This is a genomic window from Pantoea sp. BJFS-204, from assembly GCF_049310725.1.
Classification (GTDB): domain Bacteria; phylum Pseudomonadota; class Gammaproteobacteria; order Enterobacterales; family Enterobacteriaceae; genus Pantoea; species Pantoea agglomerans.
On sequence record NZ_JBMOWE010000005.1, the window covers coordinates 323,342 to 342,955 of the forward strand.

The following is a 19,614-nucleotide window of genomic DNA, read 5'->3' on the forward strand; positions in this document are numbered from 1 at the left end:
TCTATCATTTTCGCCAGTTTTGGTCCTTTTTAATCAATTATGATCGTGGCAATCTGCAGAGATAATCTGCAGCCAGGAGGCAACATGTCACAACATACCAATCAGTACGGACAGCCGGTCGGTGAGCCAATGCCAGACTGGCAGCCCCGGCCTCTTCCCCAGCATCAGGTTTTTACTGGCGAAGTTTGTCGGCTGGAGCCGTTCAGTGTGGCGCGTCATGCTGAGGCACTGTTTGAGGCATGGGCGCTGGCTGAAGATGGGCGTGACTGGACTTACCTGCCTGCCGGTCCCTTTACCGAACGTCCGGCATGGCAGGCGTATGCCGCACAGCTTGAAATTAGTCGCGATCCGCTGCATTTTGCCGTGATCGATCTCGCCACTGAGCAGGCGGTGGGTAGCCTGTCGTTAATGCGCATCCAGCCTGAACATGGCGTGATGGAAGTCGGGCATGTCATGTTTTCGGCCCGGCTGAAGCAGACCCGCATGGCAACGGAGGCGCATTTGCTGTTGATGCGTTACGCCTTTGAGACGCTGGGTTATCGCCGTTATGAATGGAAATGTGATAGCTGTAACGCCCCTTCCCGTAAGGCGGCGGCACGTCTCGGTTTTCGTTATGAAGGCGATTTCCGTCAGGCGATCGTCTACAAAGGGCGTTCACGTGACACCAGCTGGTTCTCGCTTATCGATAGCGAATGGCCGCAGGTGAAAAAGGGCCTGAAGCGCTGGCTGGCGGAGGAGAACTTTACCGCCGACGGTCAGCAGCGCGAAAAGCTGGAGGCGCTGCGCGACAGACCCTGACCGGGTGATAACGGGATCACATTAAAATATCTTTCAGGACCGCCGCCAGCAGGGTGGTGGTCATGAGAATTGATAATCGTTTGATCCAGCGCATATCGGTGGTCAGGGTAACAACGTCATTTCTGAGGCTGTCCACAGCCGAAGTTAATCGGAAATTCATTTCACTGAGAGCGACATCCAGCTTATCCACCTTGGCTTCTAACTGATTAAAACGGATGGCCAGTTTGTCTGTTTTTCTTTCAACATGGCCAAGCCGCTCGTCTATCTGATGTACTTTTGTTGTGAGCTGACCAAGCTGCCCATCTATCTGATCGACTTTGGTTGTAAGCTGGCCGAGCCGAATGTCTATCTGATCAACTTTTATTGTAAGCTGGCCGAGCCGGTTGTCTATTTGATCAACTTTTATTGAAAGCTGGCTGACCCGGCTGTCTGTCTGGTCGACTTTCAATGTAAGTTTGCCGAGTCGATCATCCATCTGCTCGACTTTGGTCGTAAGGTGGCTGACCCGATCGTTTGTTTCGTCGACGTTGGTCCTGAGCTGACTGACCCGATCGTCTGTCTGGTCGGCTTTTGCCTGAAGCTGGCCGAGCCGAATGTCTATATGGTTGGCTTTGGTCTGAATCTGACCGAGTTGCTTTCCAACCTGTCCGCCTGGCTGCCTCTGCTGCATATCAGTAAACACCTCCACCATCGCCTCCGCTTGCTGATCGTCGATCCCTGCCTGTTGCAGCGCTTTAAAGGCTTTGTGGGTACTCATCATTGTGCTTGTCATCACGACACCTCCCTGTGCACTTCAGCGATAACGGCATCATGACAGGCAAAAGACGTATCGCCACTAAGCCGGTTGTATTTTGCGCGCCTCGCCGAAAAATATCAATTAGTACAACAAGTAACGTGCAACAGAGTGCGGGCTGTCTCGCAACATTTAGCTGATGGCAGGATGAGGCGACTCTGCGGAAATCCGCAGAGTCGGAAAGAGAAAAGCGGGCGTCAGGGCTGTGGCACGATTTTAATTTCAACCATGCCGATGCCCAGTTTGCGCGGATCCTGACCGGTGATATTGCCGGTGTTACTCAGCTGCGGTTCAGGTGGTGCAATCACCAGACGATGGCTGGCGCCTGGGTTATCAAAATGCAGGGTATGTGTCGATATCTCTTCACTCAGTGACAGCAGTTGCTGCTGATCGCCCACCCGAACCGGAATCGCCCGGTGCGCATTGGGGCCATACGCACGCGCGGTGATCACCAGATCGAACTTCGCGGGCAGCGCATCGATATAGTCGATATGAACCTCGGGCGCGAGATTAGCGTTAGACCAGCGTCCCCAGCTCTCTGGCCGTGAGATGCCGCTGAAGCTTTTAACACTCTCCGGTGCGCCAGGCACGTCAAGCCTGAAGCTATCGGCGCTGTAGCGAATGTTGTTATCTTCAATACGGATCTGCGCGAGGTTCTGCTGGTAACGCGCATCGCTGATAGCGCCCTCCGGGAAACGGACTTTGCCTTTCCACTGCGGTTTGTCGACATGCGTCACCGACGGCGTGCCACCGAGCTGTCCCATCGCCACACAGAGATCGCCGGAAAGTGCCAGCGAAGGCTGCCAGAGTCGCGCCATCTTAAAACAGCGATCCACCCAGAGGAATTTATCGGCTGAGGCGAAATCCGCCAGCTGATAGCGCAACGGTGCCGAATATTCCCCCTCCGGCATCGGCTCGACATGCTTATCACTGATGCGGAACAGAATCGGCAATTTGAAGGTGGTCCCCGAGAAGCTGAAGATATTCTTCGCCTGATCCACCGTGAAGTTGTCTATCTTCTTCGGGAAGTTCCACAGCTGGATAATGTCGGGCTTCCAGCTCGCCACCTTACTCTTCATATCGTCGAACTGGGTGGAGAGTGAAAGCGATGAGAGGCTGCTGCGGCCCAGGCCAATCGCGTTATCGCCGCCGAGAATATCGAGCAGCGTGGCGCCGTTATCCAGCGTGCTGCGCTTCGCCTCCATCAATTCCGCCTGCGGCTTGTCACCACGGATCACCATGAAAAGATTGCGACGGGGCTGTTTGACCAGCCACGGATGCGCAGTGTTGTTCATCGCCAGATGATCCGAGCTCACCACAATCACGGTGTTTTTGAACCACGGCGACGCTTTAATGCGCGCAATCAGGCGTGCCACATGCTCCTGCGAGCAGGCGACCGCACTGAATGACTGATTCGGTTTGCCCTCAATGCTGTAGCTCCTGCGATCGCAGCTGCGTGAGATAAATCCGTCAGGATGATGGGTGTCGACGGTCAGCGTAAACAGCGCAAAAGGTTTACCGGCCTGAGAGAGTTCCTGATACTTCTCAAACACCTCATCCATTACCGTATCGTCGTAATAACCCCAGTTATTACGGTAGGTGGGATCGGCGACGCGGCTTTTCAGCTCCTGCGAACCATAAAGGTTAGCGGGATCAAAACCGTGTGATTTCAGGAAGACATCTTTCCCGGCGAAACGCAGATCGGCACCCTGAATAAACCAGTTCTGGTAGCCGGAGTTTTTCAGGATGTCGCCCAGACAGACGTTCTGAGGATAGAAGCTGGAGAGCGATGCTGACGCATTGCCATCAAATGGGGCAAACAGCGGAATGCCACACTGTGAGGCGACCATGCCCGCAATGGTGTAATCGGTACCTGGCAGCTGTTCGGTTTCGCTGAAGTCGATGCTCTGCTCTTTCTGCCGGCTCAGCTCCGGCGCTAAGCCGGGAAAGGCGATAGGGTCAAAATAGGTGCGCTCTAAGCTTTCACCATAGATGTAAACCACGTTGAGGTGCGGCTGTTCAATGCGATTACGCGGCACTTTATAGAAGTTGTCGAAGTCAGAATCTGCCAGTTGGGTATGCGACACAATCAGGGTCGCGACCTGGCGAAAGGCCGGGGTAGTCTGCACCGAGCCGAGTGCACAGGCGGCGGCCAGCAGCGACCAGCCCATGTGATGCGGACGCTTACGCCGCCGCAGAATCCACGACAGCAGGCAGAACAGCAGAAACAGCACGATGATCAGCCCAATCGCCGGCACCACATATTTACTGACACCCGCGCCGGTCAGACTGTTGGTCAGGGTATAGAGCACCGCATCGTTGATGCCGTCACCGGTAAAATAGTTGCTGGCATAGAGGGTGGCGTTCAGCACAACGAAAAGCACCAGCAGAATAAGAACGACAATAAACCAGAATTTGTTACGCCCGGCTTTACAGGAATAGATTGCAATAGCGGCCAGAAACAACGCGACGGACACCAATTCGGACAACGGCAAATCCTCTCTTCAGGGCTACGCGAGGCTTCACGCAACCGGCCACCTTCGGGGGATGGTTTTTCGACAATCTATATTGGCTGTAATCCGGCTGCAACATATCCGGCCCGATTTGTGCGGTGAAGAGCAGATTGGTTTATTGTCATTTCAGAAGTGAGGTTATCAGGCGTGACGGTGGCTGGCGCGCACCGTCAGCAGAGCAGAAGTCAGGGCGATTTTCAGAGTTTGCCGGTGAGATATTGTGCTTCGCCGTCGGCAAAACTCCAGTCACCTTTGTCATTGGTGATAAAGCTGATCATTAAATCGTTGCCCTGCACACCACAATGCTCACGCAGCTCACGCGCCAGCTCGGCCATGAACAGCTGTTTCTGTTCACTGCTGCGTGGGCTGGTATAGACCCGCACCATCACCAGATTATCGCTCCGGCTGAATCCCAGTCCGGTATCCTGAAACACCATCTGATAGCGATTATTTTCCTGAACAATCTGGTAGCGATCGCGTTCCGGCACCTTAAAGGCCGTGAGCACGGCGCGGTGTGCCGCATCCAGCAGTGTACGAAGCTCTGATTCTGAACGACCCTGGATAACATCAAATTGCAGCAGTGGCATAGCGGATTCCTCCCGGTGATTAAGAACCCTATGGTGACCCCTTTATCCGGCGGGAAAAAGCGCGTAGCCTGAAATGATTATTCACTATAGTGAACAATCCCGATGAAAGAGATGAAAACGGATACGCTGTGGGATCATCTGCACTGGCTGACCGTACTGGCAGAGCAGGGCAGTTTTACCCGCGCGGCAGAGCGGCTCGACGTCAGCAAGGCGGCGATGAGTCAGAAAATCAAAGAGCTTGAGGAGATGGCCGGTGTGTTGCTGGTACAACGCACTACGCGCAGCGTGCGGCTGACCTCTGCCGGTGAGAAGCTGGTGGAGGAGCTACGCGAGCCTTTTGCCCGCATCGAACAGAGTTTTTTCAGCGTGCGGGACACCGCCGGGCCGGTGCGTGGCCTGGTGCGCATTACCGCACCGGTGGCGTTTGCCCGTCAGCAACTGGTGCCGATTATCGGTGAGTTTCTGCGTGATTATCCGCAGGTGCGTCTGCAGCTGGATGTGACTGACCGCATTGTGTCGCTGAGCAGTGAGGGATTTGATCTGGCCATTCGACACAGCGACACCCTGCCGGAAACCCACGTGGCACTGCCGCTGTGTGACACGCGGACATTGCTGGTGGCATCACCCGCCTATCTCAATGAACAGGGGATACCTCATACGCCGCAGGATCTGGCGCAGCATAACTGCCTTTACTATCCACGCGGCGTCGAATCACCGCGCTGGCGATTTACCACCTCCGCGGATAGCGAACAGGTCCAGATACGGATTCAGGGCAGCTTTGCCACTAACAACAGCGAGTCGATACGCGATGCGGCCCTGCAGGGGTTAGGGATCGCTATGCTGCCCGATTTCAGCGCCCGGGAGGCGCTGGCAGCAGGGTCATTGCAGCAGGTGTTGCCTGCGTGGCAGCCGGTTGAGGCCTTTGCCGCCCGCCTGTGGATCGTACGACCCTGGGCGGCGCAGGTGCCCCGCGCGGTCACCACGTTTACACACTGGCTACGCGCGCGCTTTGACCGTTGAAGGCAATGCCAGCGCAGGTGGCGTGGTGTGCATCATCTCGCCAATCAGGCTGCTGCGGTTATATAAACCAAGCCGCAGATTGAAGTCGAGATGCAGCCGCTCGTTGCCGGTTAATTTTATAATGGGTGGCGGCGTCTGTGGCCGCTGCTGAAACATCACAGACTGCGCAAAGGCGCTGCTGCTGTCGGCATGCAGGCGCTGATAGAACCAGGCGCTGGCTTCACTTTTACGCAGATAGAGATTCGCCCGCCGGTATTCCCGCATCGCAACCTGCTGCGCCAGCGACAGGAGCTGACGAGACGGATTCTCCATATTCTGCACAATCAGCGGAAAATCATCACGCTTCTTCAGCTCATGGAAATAGTTGCGGATACCGACGTTTTTAACCGGTGCCAGCTGTTTCAGCCATTCGCGGATAAACGGATTTTGCGGGGCGGCAGCAAGAAACCAGCTCTCGGTGACCGGCGCAAGCAGATTCAGCGTCGATTGCTCGTTATAGTAACCAATGAGATCCATTGACCGCGCTTCGTGAACGCGATGCACCCAGGCGAGATTCTCAAACAGCAATGTGCTGCAATCAATGCCGATGCCGCCATAACGGTGAATCAGCTCAAGCCGGATGATTTCACTTTTATGTGCCAGCGTCAGATCGGAAGAGATAAAGTTGAGATCGGGCAGCCACTGCGACAGGGTGCGCTGCGTAATCAGATAAACCTGGTGGTCGGGGTTGTCCCGCCGGATTTTACTGATATTCAGCGCCATTGAGGCAGGCAGGTGATCGTTATGCCAGACCATCCAGACGATTTTTGGAATCTCCGGCAGATCTTTCTGCTGCGCGATCAATACGACATTATCTTCCTGACCCGGATCATATTCCGGTGCCCGACAGAGTTTCTGCTGTTTTCTATTCCATAACATCTGGCTACTGAACGATATTCTTTTCCAGTTACGCCAGATTTTATGCGCTGGACGTTGGCGATGTGAAGTCATGGTACACCTGTTATTTTTATTTTCCCGTCATAGTGCAGGCTCTGCCCGTTCCGCCAGCGGCGGGAACGGCCGGAATTACATACTGACTGCAATCCCGATGAGTGCGGGAATTAATGAATAGTTTTCCCTGGTGGCGACGCAGTGCTGGAGCGCGCGATAGTTTCCTCACGGCTGTTTAATTGCACTGCACCTTTTTAATAAAACATTATTTACACATTAGCTATGTCTTTTTTTGACTTTAGGATAATACGGAAATAATCCGGTCACGTTATGAAAATAATAATGTCGTCACTGTTAATCATTTATTTAAATGCGGGAATAAACGCAGTTAAGGAATATCTGAATATTATTCTTAACCTGCGCGTTATCCTGCGGCCCGGGCCACAGGAACAGTGGCTATTGTACTTAACTGGTGGTGTAAGCCCGGCTCATCAATCCGCGGAATCAGACAGCCTGAAGAGGATTGTCTACGCTTAAGAAGAACTTACTGAGAAAGGAGCGCGCATGCAGAGTGAATCTTACGGGTTACTGGCGGTTGATAAGCAGGGTAATCGCGTCCTGTTTCTTAATCCGGAAACCTTCGCGGTCGAGCGGGAACTGAACGCTTTTCCACCGCGGCCGCATGAACTCCTGATGCTGGCCCCCTGGGGTAAAGCCTATGTACCCATTTTTGGCGACGGCGTTCATGGTAATAACCCGCATCCGGGTCACAAAGTGGCGATTATCGATTTACAGCGTCGGGAGATCAGTGGCTTTATCGATCTGTCGCCGCTGCGGGCACCCCACAGCGGGCAGCTGGGCCGCGATGGCAAAGTCTATCTCTGCTGTGAGCAGAGTGCCGCAGTGGCGGTGATCGATCCGCAGAGCGACAAAGTGGAAAAAATCATTCCAGTTCCTTCTCACAACGCGCATCGCCTGACGCTGTCACCCAGCGGCCGCAAGCTGTTCACCGATAACGAAGAGGATGCGACCATCACCGTGGTGGATCTCTGTGAAACAGAGGGGCGGGTCATCGACACCATCCTGCTGCCCGGTCCGATTGCGGGCATCGCTGCCTCTCCGAAGCACCCCTATCTGGTCGCCAGCGCCGCTGATGCACCGTTGCTCTATGTGATCGATCGGCAAAGCCACCGCATTCGCCAGCGCCTGACGCTGCCGGGTCATGAGCGGCCCTGTCAGGTGGTACGCTTCAGCGCCGATGGCGAGCAGCTGGTGGCGATAGGGGATCAGGAACCGCTGGTGACGCTGTTTGACGATCTGCTGAATCCGCTGGGCGACATCCGGGTAGGTAACATGCCGATGGATGGCTGTTTTACGCCAGACAGGCAACAGCTGCTGATTGCCAATCAGGATGATGGCACGCTGAGCGTCATCGATCTGGCGCAGCGTAAAGTGATTGCCACGCCGCGTGTCGGAACGGGCTGTGAGGTGCTGGGTTATTTTCCGATCGGTCAGATAAACGGACGATGATAGATCGCGGAACTCCAGTGGCGGCTGCTGGCGTGCTTCTCCGCCTGCCAGCCGCGTTTACGTAATTCGCGCGCAATCATCTTGTTCATGATGCCGTGACCCAGCAGCAGCACCGTACCATGCCGTGAGTGATCGATCAGCTTCTCTGCCGCCGCGGAGGCGCGGCTGCGCGCATGTTGCAGCGACTCCGCTTCACCCGCATACCCGCAGAACCACAATAGCCGCAACAGGGCCAGCCAGCACAGGGTAGGCAACTGCACCGCGCCGGTTCGCAGCAGTGGCACGGCGACTTCGCTGAACACGGCATCAACCTCATGGGGCTGCAGACCGAGCTGGCTCAGGGAGGATTGTGCGCGAGGCAGGGGACTACAGACAATCACCGCGGCCTGACGTGCAATCTCAATGCTGCGCGGCGGCGGTCCGTCACTAACCTGTGACAGATCGTAGGCTTCGCACCAGTCTGCCAGTGCCTGCACGCTCTGGCGACCCGCAGCCTGGTGGTCAGGTTTACCGTGTCGCATCAGGATAATTTTCATAGCATCTCTGTCCGCCCTTTTTGTCAGGGTAACGTATTGTCTGCGCTTACAGCGATTTTTCAGAATAAATACACGTGTCATCTCATGGTCACAGGCGTGTGCGACAACAGAGCCCGATGAAAGGATTTTAGTCAGTCTTATAACGCTTAATCATAAGAGAAAATGGTAATTTATAGTCGATGGTGATTTTTTTCAGGCAATGTGTTGCGGGTAACTGGCTGAATTTGCGCTAAAAATGCGTGATGACGGGATGTGATAGTGAAGTTTTACTAATAATTTTCATCAGGATCTATTGATTTATCTACGCGCGTAGATACACTAGGTCCCCAGTGATTGCTCACGGTGCCCGATGCACAGTAGGCCCATCGATTGTTAAGTTACATTCGCTCAGTTTAAGCGACCGGTGAAAAATACACCGGCGAAATGGGGCGAAGAACAAGATTCCAACACCAGGGAATCCTTTAACCTTTCATCATGGTTAGTCAACTGAACGTCGTCACCGGGGAATTTCCGCTTTTATCAGGGAATCGACCCATGGACGGGCGTTTATCGATCTGCATACTCATTCAGGGATAGGGTTATGACGGCACACAACTCCGTTAATCAGCAGGCATCACTGTCATCCACTTCAGCCGCCGATGAGCGGTTTAACACCCCTTCAGGCCGCAAAGATTTCTGGCGCGCCACTTTCTCATGCTGGCTCGGAACGGCAATGGAGTACGCGGATTTCGCGCTCTATGGTCTGGCGGCCGGTATTATCTTCGGCGACGTCTTCTTTCCGGAATCAACCCCTGCCATGGCACTGCTCTCCAGCTTTGCTACCTGGTCAGTCGGCTTTGTTGCCCGGCCTATCGGCGCACTCTTTTTCGGCTGGCTCGGTGACCGCAAAGGCCGAAAGGTGGTGATGATCTCCACCATCATTCTGATGGGCGCTTCCACGACGTTGATCGGCTTAATCCCGAGCTATGCCTCTATTGGCGTCTGGGCTCCTGCCTGTCTGGTTCTGCTGCGCTTTACGCAGGGTTTCGGCGCTGGCGCGGAGTTATCGGGCGGCACGGTGATGCTGGGCGAATATGCGCCCACAGAGCGTCGCGGACTGATCTCATCCGTGATCGCGCTGGGTTCTAACAGCGGCACACTGCTGGCTTCGCTGGTCTGGTTGCTGGTGGTACAAATGGATCAGCAGAGCCTGCTGGAGTGGGGCTGGCGTATTCCGTTCCTCAGCAGTGCACTGATTGCGCTGGTTGCCTTGTGGATTCGACGTCATCTGCGCGAAACGCCGGTGTTTGAGCGCAGAAAAGCGGAGATGGAAGCGGAACGCGCAGGCGTACTGGCCGCTCCGGTGGTGGATCAGCGGCCTTTCTTCCAGCGTACCCGTGCCTTCTGGACCATGGTTGGCCTGCGTATCGGCGAAAATGGCCCCTCCTATCTGGCGCAGGGCTTCATCGTCGGTTACGTCGCGAAGGTGCTGATGGTCGACAAGTCCGTACCAACCACTGCGGTGTTCCTCGCGTCGTTGCTGGGTTTCCTGATCATTCCTTTAGCGGGCTGGCTCTCTGACCGCTTTGGTCGCCGGGTGGTTTATCGCGTGTTCTGTCTGTTACTGATGTTCTACGCCTGGCCCGCCTTTACGCTGCTCGACACGCGTGAACCGATGCTGGTGATCCCGGTTATCGTGGTCGGTATGGCGCTGGCGTCGCTGGGTATTTTTGGTGTGCAGGCGGCATGGGGCGTGGAGATGTTCGGCGTTCATCATCGCTACACCAAAATGGCAGTGGCTAAAGAACTGGGTTCCATTTTGTCCGGCGGAACCGCACCACTTATTGCCGCTGCTATGCTTTCTTATACCGGTCACTGGTGGCCGATTGCGGTTTATTTCTCGGCGATGGCCGCAATTGGGTTCTTTACCACCTTTGTCGCGCCTGAAACGCGAGGGCGGGATCTCAATCTGCCTGAAGATGCCATCTAGCTTTGCCTGAGGATGCCATCTGCCAGGATAGCGCGAAAAGCAGCAGGCCGTGTAAAGCGGCCTGTTTTTTTATGGAGGAACGTGATGTGCCTAAGTCGTTAACGGGAAAAGTGACCCGAAGTGAAGTTGCGAAAGCGGCAGGCACCTCAGTGGCAGTTGTCAGTTATGTCATCAATAACGGGCCTCGCCCGGTTGCCGAGGCGACCCGTCAGCGGGTACTGGAGGCGATTAAAGCCACCGGTTACCGGCCAAATGCGGCAGCACGCGCACTGGCATCCGGTAACACCAAAACCTTCGGATTGGTGGTGCCCAACATCGGCAATCCTTTTGTGGCCTCAATGGCGCACGTGTTGTTGCAGGAGTCGATGAATCACGGCCACGTTATGCTGCTGGGTGATGCAGGTGATGACCGGAAGCGCGAACTGGAGTTAATTCAGGGACTGCTGAATCGGCAGGTCGATGGACTCTTTTACAACAGCGTCGATCGCCATCCTTACATTGACCTGATTAAAGCCAGCGGTACGCCACTGGTCATGCTGGAGCGGGTTGAGCCTCAGCCGGGCGTTAACATGCTGCGGGTCAATGAGCGTCAGGCCGCCTGGCAGGTGACGGCACATCTGTTGAGTCATGGTTATCAGCAGGTCGGCATAATCAGCGGCCCGGTGGATATGCTTAACGCGCAGGATCGTATTCAGGGCTGGCGTGATGCCATGCAGGATCGCGGGCTGCCGATTGATGAATCGCTGATGTTTCCCGCCAGCTACACCCCGCAGGGCGGATACGCTGCGGCACAAACCATGATCGCCCGGGGTCGTGTGCCTCGTGCACTGTTTACCAGCAACGAAGGTCAGGCGATTGGCGCGCTTCGCGCCTTTTCCGAACATCAGATTCGTGTGCCGCAGGATGTGGCGCTGGTCTGTTTTAACGGTACCAATCACTCGTCGTTTCACGTCCCGACATTAACGACCGTGCGCCAGCCACTGCGTGAGATGGCTCGCTCTGCGATTCATATGCTGAAAGAGGGACAGAGCGAAGCGCAATTAAAGGAGTTTCCACACTACCTTGAAATCGGTGAATCCTGCGGCTGTGAGCCGCAAAGCCAGAGTTAGCCTATAAAAATATGAAAAGAATTATTATTGACTGCGATCCCGGCAACGGTATCGCGGGTGCCAACACCGATGATGGGCTGGCGATTGCGCTGGCCTTAGCTTCACCTGCACTGTCGCTGGAATTGATCACCACCGTGGCCGGTAACACGCCATGTGAAGTTGGCGCGCGCGTCGCCAAAGATCTGATCGTCCGGCTGGGATTATCTATCCCGGTAATCCAGGGTGCTACGCAGGCGCTACAGGAAGATCCTGCGCCGTGGCGCGAGACGCTGGATAACCGGGTCAATCAGCTTGCGCTGGGTAAGATGTGGCAGGGCGTGCGCCAGCCAGCGGATGTTGCTGCGGATGCGTTTGATGCTGCTGACGCTATCGGCAAACTGATTTGCGACAATCCGGGCGAGATTACCCTGGTGGCGATTGGCCCGCTGACGAATGTGGCGCTGGCAATGCAGCGCTATCCCGCCATGGCCGACGCTGTGGCGGAAATTGTCATCATGGGCGGCGTGTTTACGCTGGATGATTATATCAAAGACACCAATTTTGGCCTGGATCCGGAAGCGGCCCATCAGGTGCTGCACAGTGGTGCAGCAGTAACGTTGGTTCCGATGGATGTCACCACGCAGACGCTGCTGACCCAGCAGGATTTGACCCGCCTGACCGCCGTCGATCATCCACTGACCGAATTTGTGCGCGATACGCTGCGTCCGTGGATCGACTATTCGATGGCGACCCGGCAGCTGGCGGGATGCTGGATCCACGATGCGCTGGTGGTCGCCTGGTTGCTGAATCAGCGGGTCGCTTCAGGCATCGATTACCGGGTGGATATCGAACTGCGTCCCGGTGCGACGCGCGGCAAAAGCTGGCGTTATCGTCAGCCCCTTCGGCTCACTGTCGGCGTGCCTGAGCAGTGCGGCGCATCGGTACATGTGCTGCATCGTGTCGATAACACGCTGCTGTTGTCGATTATTGAACAGGCATTTATGCGCCTGACATCCTGATATCGTGGGCGATTAACTCGCCCGCGTGCTGGCGGCGGTGGATCGGTTTCCTGAAGATCGCTGTTGCCATCAAACGCTGACGGTATCCGTCAGTTTATCAGCAGCATCAGGACGCGGGCAGAAGGTGCAGGGCTTGTGTGAGCTGATACCCGGCATTACATTGCTTCGCACACATCGACCCAGCGGGCGTTAGTCAGTTCAGCCATCAGCTGTGGGGTAATGCGGACGGCGCTGTGGATAGCGCCGGCGGCGGGCAGGACTTCCTCGAAACTGCGTAGTGAGACATCACAGTAAACGGTCAGCGGATTCTCAAGACCGAAAGGACAGACGCCGCCCACCGGATGGCCGGTCCAGTTAATCACCTCGTCCACGCTCAGCATTCGCGCTTTCGCCCCCAGCGCCGCTTTCAGCTTGCGATTATCCAGCCGGGCATCGCCTCGTGTCACAATCAGCACCACGTCGTTTTTCACTTTCAGTGACAGGGTTTTGGCAATCTCTCCTGGCGTCACGCCATGGGCGCGGGCAGCCATCCCGACCGTCGCAGTACTTTCGGCCAGTTCAATAATTTCAATTTCAGGGGCGTGTTCGGCGAAGAACTGGCGCACGGACTCCAGGCTCATCTTTCTCTCCAGGCTGATCGAAGGCGTAAAAATTGCCACAAGCCTCAGTGCCTGTAAACGAGATAAACGGAGAATTCAGCGTAATTAAGTCTGTTTAGCTGCCGCTCAGGGTGCAGTTGCCGCATTGTTCGACATCGGGAATGCGATAACGCTGGCAGCAGCTGCGACGGACCAGTTCGCCGTTGCGCGGGATCATGGTGCGGTAGAGCGGGTTTTCGCTGCCATCCAGCAGCCGCTGGTTGAAGAACAGCGCCTGCTCCAGTTGCAGCACCAGCGACTCATCGATCTGGCTTTTCAGCTCACCCAGGAACCACTGAAATGAGTAGCCCATATTGTTCCAGATGAGTCGGGCGTTGATATCACCATGCTGCGTAATACCATTGACCACCGGGATCAGATGCTGCTGAATCAGCCGATCGATACGCTGCTGAGGGTTAAGATAGCGCGCTTCTTCATCCTCCTGCACATCGATCCAGAAAGTGGCCGGATGACCATTCTCATGAAAACCGACGCGGATATGCTCTGGCGAGCAGTCCAGCGCACGCGACTCCTGCAACAGCGCCATGATCAGTGTGGGCAGCAGCAGACCAAAATACCATTGCGCCCAGAGTGACAGCACCGGTTTCGCTTCACGAACCGCATCAGGATGATCGCGATAGAGATAATCGCTGTAGCGCTGAATAATTGGGGTAAAGGCTTCTGATTGTGACCAGGCGGCGAGGGTCAGCGTGTCGCGCGGAGCAGGCTGGCTGAGCTTCGTCGATTCAAGCAGATAGCTGCGCTGTTGTTGCAGCCGCTCATGCAGACTTTCCGCCAGTGGACGGTCATTCTGCCGGAAGATCATCGACTGAGCGTTAAAACGCTGTTCCTGAGCTGAAACGGTTGCCATGACGACTCGCGAAAAGTGTAGATAAGAAAGCAAATGATAATCGTTATTGATTAACTCTACAAGTCGTGTAAAAAATCGTCGTTGCGGGTGGGAAAACGGCGGGTTTGAGGTCAGTTATCCGATCGGACAGAGCAGCAGAGAGCCGGGCTTATCGAGTCAAAGCCTCAGTGATTACCGATAGCGTTACGTTTAATTATGCATGTTCACTGGCGGCGTGATGCTGTTTTCGGGGTAAATCTTCCCAGGCGAGAATGGTATTCCGGCCCTGATTTTTAGCCACATATAATGCGCTGTCAGCATTGGCGACCGCCAGGTCAAATTCATTATCATAAATAGGCGCGATGCCGGCACTGATGGTGACGTGGGTTGAAACGGTTTCATTGAAAAGATGAGGAATTTCTAAATCCAGCACGTACTGACGGATTCGCTCTGCCAGTTTCATGGCGATGGAACTGTTCACATTGGTCATCAATACCAGAAACTCTTCGCCGCCATAGCGGGTGACAACATCGCGTGAACGCACCGCATCACGAATTGCGACAGAGACCCGCGCCAGCGCCTGATCGCCCATCGCATGCCCGTAATTGTCGTTATAAGACTTAAAGTGATCGATATCCAGCAGCAGCACGTAGTGGCTGCCAGCATGGTTTTCCAGAATATTATCCAGCCGGTTCTTAAGACCACGACGGTTATAAAGCCCGGTCAGCGGGTCGAGCATGCTGAGGTCGCTGAATGTCTCTTTCTCTTCGTAGAGCTGATGCATCAGGCGCAGAGTAAAGTTGTCGGCACGGCGGCGCATCAGATGCTGTAGTGAAAAACCAATCAGTGGCAGCGTAATGGTCAGCAGGATCAGTGGCAGGTGCTGTGCATTGTCGAGCAATAAAACGGTGAGCACCGGTGGCGTGACATGCAGACAAAAAGCCCCCAGATAGTCGCTCAGGGCGATGGCACTGATAAATAACACGCTAATCAAACTGATAATAAGAAAGCCACCATCAAAATAGAACACCTGATGAAAGCGATAATTAATATGCCAGGCCCAGAGCATTCCCAGCAGCAGCGCCACAGGATTTAACAGGGGAAGTTTTACTTTAGGCCATATTAAAAGAGAAATTAACATGATGACGCTAAAGGCCGCGACACTCATTACCGGCAGGGTCGTCTCACTTTGCTCACTGCTCATTATTGGCAGCAGATGAAATAGCGAAACGGCGATATTCAGAAACAGAAAAAGCATCACTGAAAGCCGGTATTTACTCTGTTTCAGTTCTTCATAAGATTGTAATTTCATTATAAGTACTCGTGACGACCCTGAAATACCAAAGCGCACGCCGGCAAAACCAGGTTCTGCCAGACAATGAGCAAATTATTGCTGTTGCTGTTATTAAAGGTGTTATCGGCCGCAATCTAGCATTTTCCAACTGGTCTGTCATCTTCGTTGCCGGGCGTGACAAAAACAGGCTGCAGAGCAGGCAAAACTGTCATATGATAATGGGAATGCTTATCATTTGAGGTTGGTGTCATGGGGATAGCGATTATCGCGGCCTGCGGCCTGTGGGGAGTCAGTTGGGCACTGGGTAAAAAGCTGGATAGTGCGTGGGGCGTGTTGCTGCCGTGCATTGCGCTGCCGCTGTTCGCCTTATGGGAACCGAGCTTCAGCCAGTGGCGGATGGTGATGACGGTTGCGCTGCTGCTGACTGTCGTGATGCTGTTTAACCAGCGGCTGCGTCACTATCTGCTGTTGCCATCCTGTCTGGCGTTAGCGGGCGGACTGGCGGCTGTCTCTGTGAATTTTCATCTGAATTAACATAAGCGGAATGGTTAAAACCAGCGAACGGCGTGAAGCGGCTGGAAAAGGTAAAGCGACCGAAAAACAGAACAACTGGAAAAGGTAAAACGAGCAGGGGGTAAAACGAAACTACAGGGGAACAGAAGAGATGAGCGGGAAAGGCCTGAAGATGACAACGTTGGTGCGAAGAGAGGGACTTGAACCCTCACGTCCGTTAAGACACTAACACCTGAAGCTAGCGCGTCTACCAATTCCGCCACCTTCGCATCGAGTTGTCTGTTCATATCACCGCAATGGTGCGAAGAGAGGGACTTGAACCCTCACGTCCGTTAAGACACTAACACCTGAAGCTAGCGCGTCTACCAATTCCGCCACCTTCGCGCAGTGCTCGCGATATGAAACTTGTGATTTTGGTGCGAAGAGAGGGACTTGAACCCTCACGTCCGTTAGGACACTAACACCTGAAGCTAGCGCGTCTACCAATTCCGCCACCTTCGCATACCCGTAACACCTTGAGAATGTTACAACCACGGAGGCGCATTCTAGAGATTTTACTCTTTGCGTCAACAACTATTTCGTCGGGCTGAAACGATCGCTGTAAAAAACAACGTTTTCAGCCCGGCAAAGCAGTTAACGGCAGGAAAAACCCTTAGCGCGTTTTGGCACCGCGACCATAGACGGCACGGTAAACTTTAAAGCGCCCGGTTTGTGCGATGACTTCGTGACTGCCGAAGGCTTCATCCAGCGCCTGCGGATAGGGCAGGAAGGTGTTAGCAACGATACGCAGCTCGCCGCCGGTATTCAGGTGCTTCACCGCACCACGAATCAGCGCCTGTGCGGCGTCGAGGCTGGTCTGAGTGCCTTCATGGAAGGGCGGATTAGAGATAATCATGTCGAAACGACCGGTCACGTCAGAGAAGACATTGCTGGCGAAGACTTCGCCCTCGATGCCATTGGCGGCCAGCGTCGCTTTACTTGCTTCAATCGCCGCTGCATGCACGTCACACAGCCACAGACGCACTTTAGGCGAACGGGCAGGCAGCGAGGCGGCAATCACGCCCGCGCCACAGCCCATATCCAGCACTTTACCTTTGGTGTGTGGGGTAAAGGTCGACAGCAGCAGGGCGCTGCCGCTATCCAGACCGTCACGGCTGAAGACGCCAGGCAGGGTATGAATCGTCAGACCATCGAGCTGATACTGGTGACCAAAAGTGCTGGCATCGAATTCAGGCTGTTTGTCGAGGCGACCGTGGTAGAGACCACAGCGACGCGCGCTGTCGATCTTCTCCAGCTTCACCCATGACTCCATCATGCCTTCGGCGCTGCGCACGCCGCTGCGGTTTTCACCGACCACGAACACGTCGCAGCCCACCGGCAGCAGCGACAGCAGGTTCTGCAGCTGGAACTGCACTTCCGGCTTATTCTTGGTCCAGAAGTAGACCAGGGTATCGCAGCCCTGCACATCTTCGGCCTGCGCAACCATTCCGTAACGCGCCTGCTCGCCCATACGGCGGCTCAGGTTTTGCCAGTGATGATATTGCTGGGTGTGAACGCGCGATGAGGCGGTTTCCAGCTGAGCGGGCAGGTCATCCTGCAGATCGCCAGCAAATAAAACATGGCGGGCGGTAAATTCATCACTGTGGCGCAGAATGACTTCGCTGGCCGGGGTAAAAGCAGACATGTAGGGCTCCTGTAAGATCTGAGCGGGGATTATAGTGGTTTGTTGGCGCATGTTCGATGGGTTTGCTAGCATAGCGTCGCATTCAGGCAGCAGAACAGGTAACACCATGACGTCCAGGCGCGACTGGCTTTTACAGCAAATGGGAATTACGCAGTACCAACTGCGCCGCCCGCGCGTGCTTCAGGGCGAAATTGCCGTCACGCTGGCACCGGACACGCAGTTAATTATTGTCGCTGACGCGCCCCCCGGTTTACATGAACCGCTGATGCGCGATGTGCTGCATGCCCTCAATCTGCAACCCGCTCAGGTAATGACCGTGACACCGGATCAGCTGCAAATGCTGCCGGAGACGCTAAACTGCGCGGGCTGGCTGCTCGGCGTAGAGAGCGAACAGACTTTCAATGGCGTGGCATTAACCAGCGCCTCTTTTAATGAACTGATCAGCAGCGGCGTCGCCAAACGCGCGCTCTGGCAACAGATGTGTAACCATGACAGCCATCTCTTTACTCACCCCTGACGATCTGGCGCAGGCCTTCGCCATTGAGTGTCGTAGTCACGCGTTTCCCTGGAGTGAAAAGACGTTTGCCAGCAATCAGGGCGAGCGCTTTATCAATTTACGTCTCGACGTTGACGGCAAAATGGCCGCCTTTGCGATTACGCAGGTGGTACTGGACGAAGCCTCGCTGTTTAACATCGCGGTCGATCCCGCTTTTCAGCGCCGGGGATTGGGCCGCCAGCTGTTGCAGCATTTGATCGATGAGTTGATCAAACGCGACGTGCTGACGCTGTGGCTGGAAGTGCGGGCCTCGAACCTGCCCGCCATCGCGCTCTATGAGCAGCTTGGATTCAATCAGGTCAGTCGTCGCCCCAACTATTATCCCACCGCCAGCGGCCGTGAAGATGCCATTCTCATGGCACTGACGCCGTAGCGGTGTTAAGGAGCTTTAATGATTGATAACTGGGATTGCATCCTGTTTGATGCCGACGATACCCTTTTTCATTTCGACGCCTATGCCGGTTTGCAGCGCCTGTTCGCCGGTTATGACGTGCAGTTCACCGACCAGGATTACAGCGATTATCAGGCGATAAACAAGCCGCTGTGGGTCGATTATCAGAACGGTGCTATCTCCGCGTTACAGCTGCAGACTCAGCGTTTCAACCACTGGAGCGAAAAGCTCAGCGTTGCGCCGGAGATCCTCAACAGCGGCTTCCTCAGCGCAATGGGAGAGATCTGCACGCCGCTGCCGGGCGCGGTCAGCCTGATGAACCAGCTGCATGGCCGGGTGAAAATGGGCATCATCACCAACGGTTTTACTGCGCTGCAGCAGACGCGTCTGGAGCGCACCGGTTTCCGCGATTACTTCTCGGCGCTGGTAATCTCCGAGCAGGTCGGCCAGCCAAAACCGGCGCCAGAGATTTTTGATTACGCACTGAATCTGATGGGCAACCCGGATCGTGAGCGGGTGCTGATGGTGGGTGATACGCCAGAGTCAGACATTCTGGGCGGCATGAATGCCGGTATTAAAACCTGCTGGCTCGATCATGGCACCCGGCCATTGCCGGAACATATTAAGCCGACCTGGCAGGTCAAATCGCTGGGCGAGCTGGAAGCGCTGCTCATCAGCTGACGGAAGACGCCTCGCAAATCAGCATCTTTCCCATAAAAAAGGCCCGCACAGCGGTAATGTCAGTCAGTTAAGCGACAGGTGATAACGCAGTCTGGTGCCGGGCAGGGGCTGGCGGTCCTCGCGCCGCTGCGCGGTTCCTTCACTTCATTCCTCTGCCTGACGGACCGCCGGGGATGGCACATCCTGTGCCGCCCCGCCTTTCGCCCGCGTCCTGCGGGCTCTCC

Annotated in this window: 19 protein-coding genes and 3 tRNA genes; 10 read left to right on the plus strand and 12 right to left on the minus strand. The window is 55.1% G+C overall.

The features are described from left to right. Positions 1–84: 84 nt before the first annotated feature. Positions 85–798, plus strand: coding sequence for a GNAT family N-acetyltransferase (locus ACO6VX_RS16175; protein WP_422458217.1), 714 nt, complete (start codon positions 85–87; stop codon positions 796–798). Positions 799–814: 16 nt separating this feature from the next. On the opposite strand, the gene ACO6VX_RS16180 is transcribed toward ACO6VX_RS16175, so the two are convergent. The 3 genes from ACO6VX_RS16180 to ACO6VX_RS16190 form a co-directional block, all read right to left on the minus strand. After that, positions 815–1,570 carry a tropomyosin gene (locus ACO6VX_RS16180; protein ID WP_422458218.1) on the minus strand — a complete coding sequence of 252 codons (756 nt, stop codon included), beginning with the start codon at positions 1,568–1,570 and terminating at the stop codon, positions 815–817. A gap of 218 nt (positions 1,571–1,788) precedes the next feature. Further along, positions 1,789–4,080: a phosphatidylglycerol--membrane-oligosaccharide glycerophosphotransferase gene (gene opgB / locus ACO6VX_RS16185; protein WP_033770928.1), complete on the minus strand. Its 2,292-nt coding sequence runs from the start codon at positions 4,078–4,080 to the stop codon at positions 1,789–1,791. A 221-nt stretch (positions 4,081–4,301) separates the two neighbouring features. Then, complete coding sequence (locus ACO6VX_RS16190; protein WP_422458219.1) at positions 4,302–4,691, minus strand: tautomerase family protein; 390 nt, start codon at positions 4,689–4,691, stop codon at positions 4,302–4,304. Positions 4,692–4,793: 102 nt separating this feature from the next. Here ACO6VX_RS16190 and ACO6VX_RS16195 point away from each other — a divergent pair, with 102 nt between their 5' ends. Further along, on the plus strand, positions 4,794–5,711 hold the full coding sequence (locus ACO6VX_RS16195; RefSeq protein ID WP_159226662.1) for a LysR family transcriptional regulator: 918 nt from the start codon (positions 4,794–4,796) through the stop codon (positions 5,709–5,711). Here ACO6VX_RS16195 and ACO6VX_RS16200 read toward each other — a convergent pair. Beyond that, entirely contained in the window at positions 5,688–6,701 is a 1,014-nt protein-coding gene (locus ACO6VX_RS16200) for a glycosyltransferase family 32 protein (protein ID WP_033769592.1), read from the minus strand. The genes ACO6VX_RS16195 and ACO6VX_RS16200 overlap by 24 nt on opposite strands. 504 nt (positions 6,702–7,205) lie before the next feature. Between ACO6VX_RS16200 and ACO6VX_RS16205 the strand changes: the two genes are divergently transcribed. Then, positions 7,206–8,171: a WD40 repeat domain-containing protein gene (locus ACO6VX_RS16205; protein WP_422458220.1), complete on the plus strand. Its 966-nt coding sequence runs from the start codon at positions 7,206–7,208 to the stop codon at positions 8,169–8,171. Here the strand turns inward: ACO6VX_RS16205 and ACO6VX_RS16210 are convergent. Continuing rightward, the gene (locus tag ACO6VX_RS16210) at positions 8,153–8,707 is read right to left on the minus strand and encodes a histidine phosphatase family protein (protein WP_157353444.1); all 555 of its coding nucleotides are present in this window, start codon (positions 8,705–8,707) and stop codon (positions 8,153–8,155) included. The genes ACO6VX_RS16205 and ACO6VX_RS16210 overlap by 19 nt on opposite strands. A 580-nt stretch (positions 8,708–9,287) precedes the next feature. Between ACO6VX_RS16210 and ACO6VX_RS16215 the strand changes: the two genes are divergently transcribed. From ACO6VX_RS16215 to ACO6VX_RS16225, 3 genes are all read left to right on the plus strand, one after another. Continuing rightward, complete coding sequence (locus ACO6VX_RS16215; RefSeq protein WP_010251485.1) at positions 9,288–10,676, plus strand: MFS transporter; 1,389 nt, start codon at positions 9,288–9,290, stop codon at positions 10,674–10,676. Positions 10,677–10,762: 86 nt separating this feature from the next. After that, complete coding sequence (locus tag ACO6VX_RS16220) at positions 10,763–11,785, plus strand: LacI family DNA-binding transcriptional regulator (RefSeq protein WP_029519642.1); 1,023 nt, start codon at positions 10,763–10,765, stop codon at positions 11,783–11,785. 11 nt (positions 11,786–11,796) lie between these two features. Continuing rightward, positions 11,797–12,783: a nucleoside hydrolase gene (locus ACO6VX_RS16225; RefSeq protein WP_187507784.1), complete on the plus strand. Its 987-nt coding sequence runs from the start codon at positions 11,797–11,799 to the stop codon at positions 12,781–12,783. Positions 12,784–12,938: 155 nt separating this feature from the next. Here ACO6VX_RS16225 and ACO6VX_RS16230 read toward each other — a convergent pair whose 3' ends face one another. From ACO6VX_RS16230 to ACO6VX_RS16240, 3 genes are all read right to left on the minus strand, one after another. Then, positions 12,939–13,403, minus strand: a complete 465-nt coding sequence (locus ACO6VX_RS16230) for a YbaK/EbsC family protein (protein ID WP_010671716.1) — start codon at positions 13,401–13,403, stop codon at positions 12,939–12,941. Positions 13,404–13,497: 94 nt separating this feature from the next. Continuing rightward, complete coding sequence (gene fhuF / locus ACO6VX_RS16235) at positions 13,498–14,292, minus strand: siderophore-iron reductase FhuF (RefSeq protein WP_010251473.1); 795 nt, start codon at positions 14,290–14,292, stop codon at positions 13,498–13,500. A 193-nt stretch (positions 14,293–14,485) separates the two neighbouring features. Then, the gene (locus ACO6VX_RS16240) at positions 14,486–15,583 is read right to left on the minus strand and encodes a GGDEF domain-containing protein (RefSeq protein ID WP_022625366.1); all 1,098 of its coding nucleotides are present in this window, start codon (positions 15,581–15,583) and stop codon (positions 14,486–14,488) included. A gap of 231 nt (positions 15,584–15,814) precedes the next feature. Between ACO6VX_RS16240 and ACO6VX_RS16245 the strand changes: the two genes are divergently transcribed. Continuing rightward, positions 15,815–16,099 (plus strand): DUF1435 domain-containing protein, encoded by a 285-nt coding sequence (locus ACO6VX_RS16245; RefSeq protein WP_010251467.1) that lies wholly within the window; start codon positions 15,815–15,817, stop codon positions 16,097–16,099. A 161-nt stretch (positions 16,100–16,260) separates the two neighbouring features. Here ACO6VX_RS16245 and ACO6VX_RS16250 read toward each other — a convergent pair. From ACO6VX_RS16250 to rsmC, 4 genes are all read right to left on the minus strand, one after another. Further along, positions 16,261–16,347, minus strand: a tRNA-Leu gene (locus ACO6VX_RS16250). Positions 16,348–16,375: 28 nt separating this feature from the next. After that, positions 16,376–16,462 (minus strand) — tRNA-Leu (locus tag ACO6VX_RS16255). 30 nt (positions 16,463–16,492) lie between these two features. Further along, positions 16,493–16,579: transfer RNA gene (locus ACO6VX_RS16260), tRNA-Leu, on the minus strand. A 151-nt stretch (positions 16,580–16,730) separates the two neighbouring features. Continuing rightward, a complete protein-coding gene (rsmC, locus tag ACO6VX_RS16265; RefSeq protein WP_010253598.1) occupies positions 16,731–17,762 on the minus strand; it encodes a 16S rRNA (guanine(1207)-N(2))-methyltransferase RsmC in 1,032 nt (343 codons plus the stop codon). A 106-nt stretch (positions 17,763–17,868) separates the two neighbouring features. On the opposite strand from rsmC, the gene ACO6VX_RS16270 reads away from it, so the two are divergent. The 3 genes from ACO6VX_RS16270 to yjjG are packed head-to-tail and all read left to right on the plus strand — an operon-like array spanning position 17,869 to position 19,390. After that, on the plus strand, positions 17,869–18,279 hold the full coding sequence (locus ACO6VX_RS16270; protein ID WP_022625367.1) for a DNA polymerase III subunit psi: 411 nt from the start codon (positions 17,869–17,871) through the stop codon (positions 18,277–18,279). After that, positions 18,251–18,691 carry a ribosomal protein S18-alanine N-acetyltransferase gene (gene rimI, locus ACO6VX_RS16275; RefSeq protein WP_010253603.1) on the plus strand — a complete coding sequence of 147 codons (441 nt, stop codon included), beginning with the start codon at positions 18,251–18,253 and terminating at the stop codon, positions 18,689–18,691. The genes ACO6VX_RS16270 and rimI overlap by 29 nt, the downstream gene beginning before the upstream one ends. Before the next feature lie 18 nt (positions 18,692–18,709). Beyond that, on the plus strand, positions 18,710–19,390 hold the full coding sequence (yjjG, locus tag ACO6VX_RS16280; protein ID WP_022625368.1) for a pyrimidine 5'-nucleotidase: 681 nt from the start codon (positions 18,710–18,712) through the stop codon (positions 19,388–19,390). Positions 19,391–19,614: the final 224 nt, after the last annotated feature.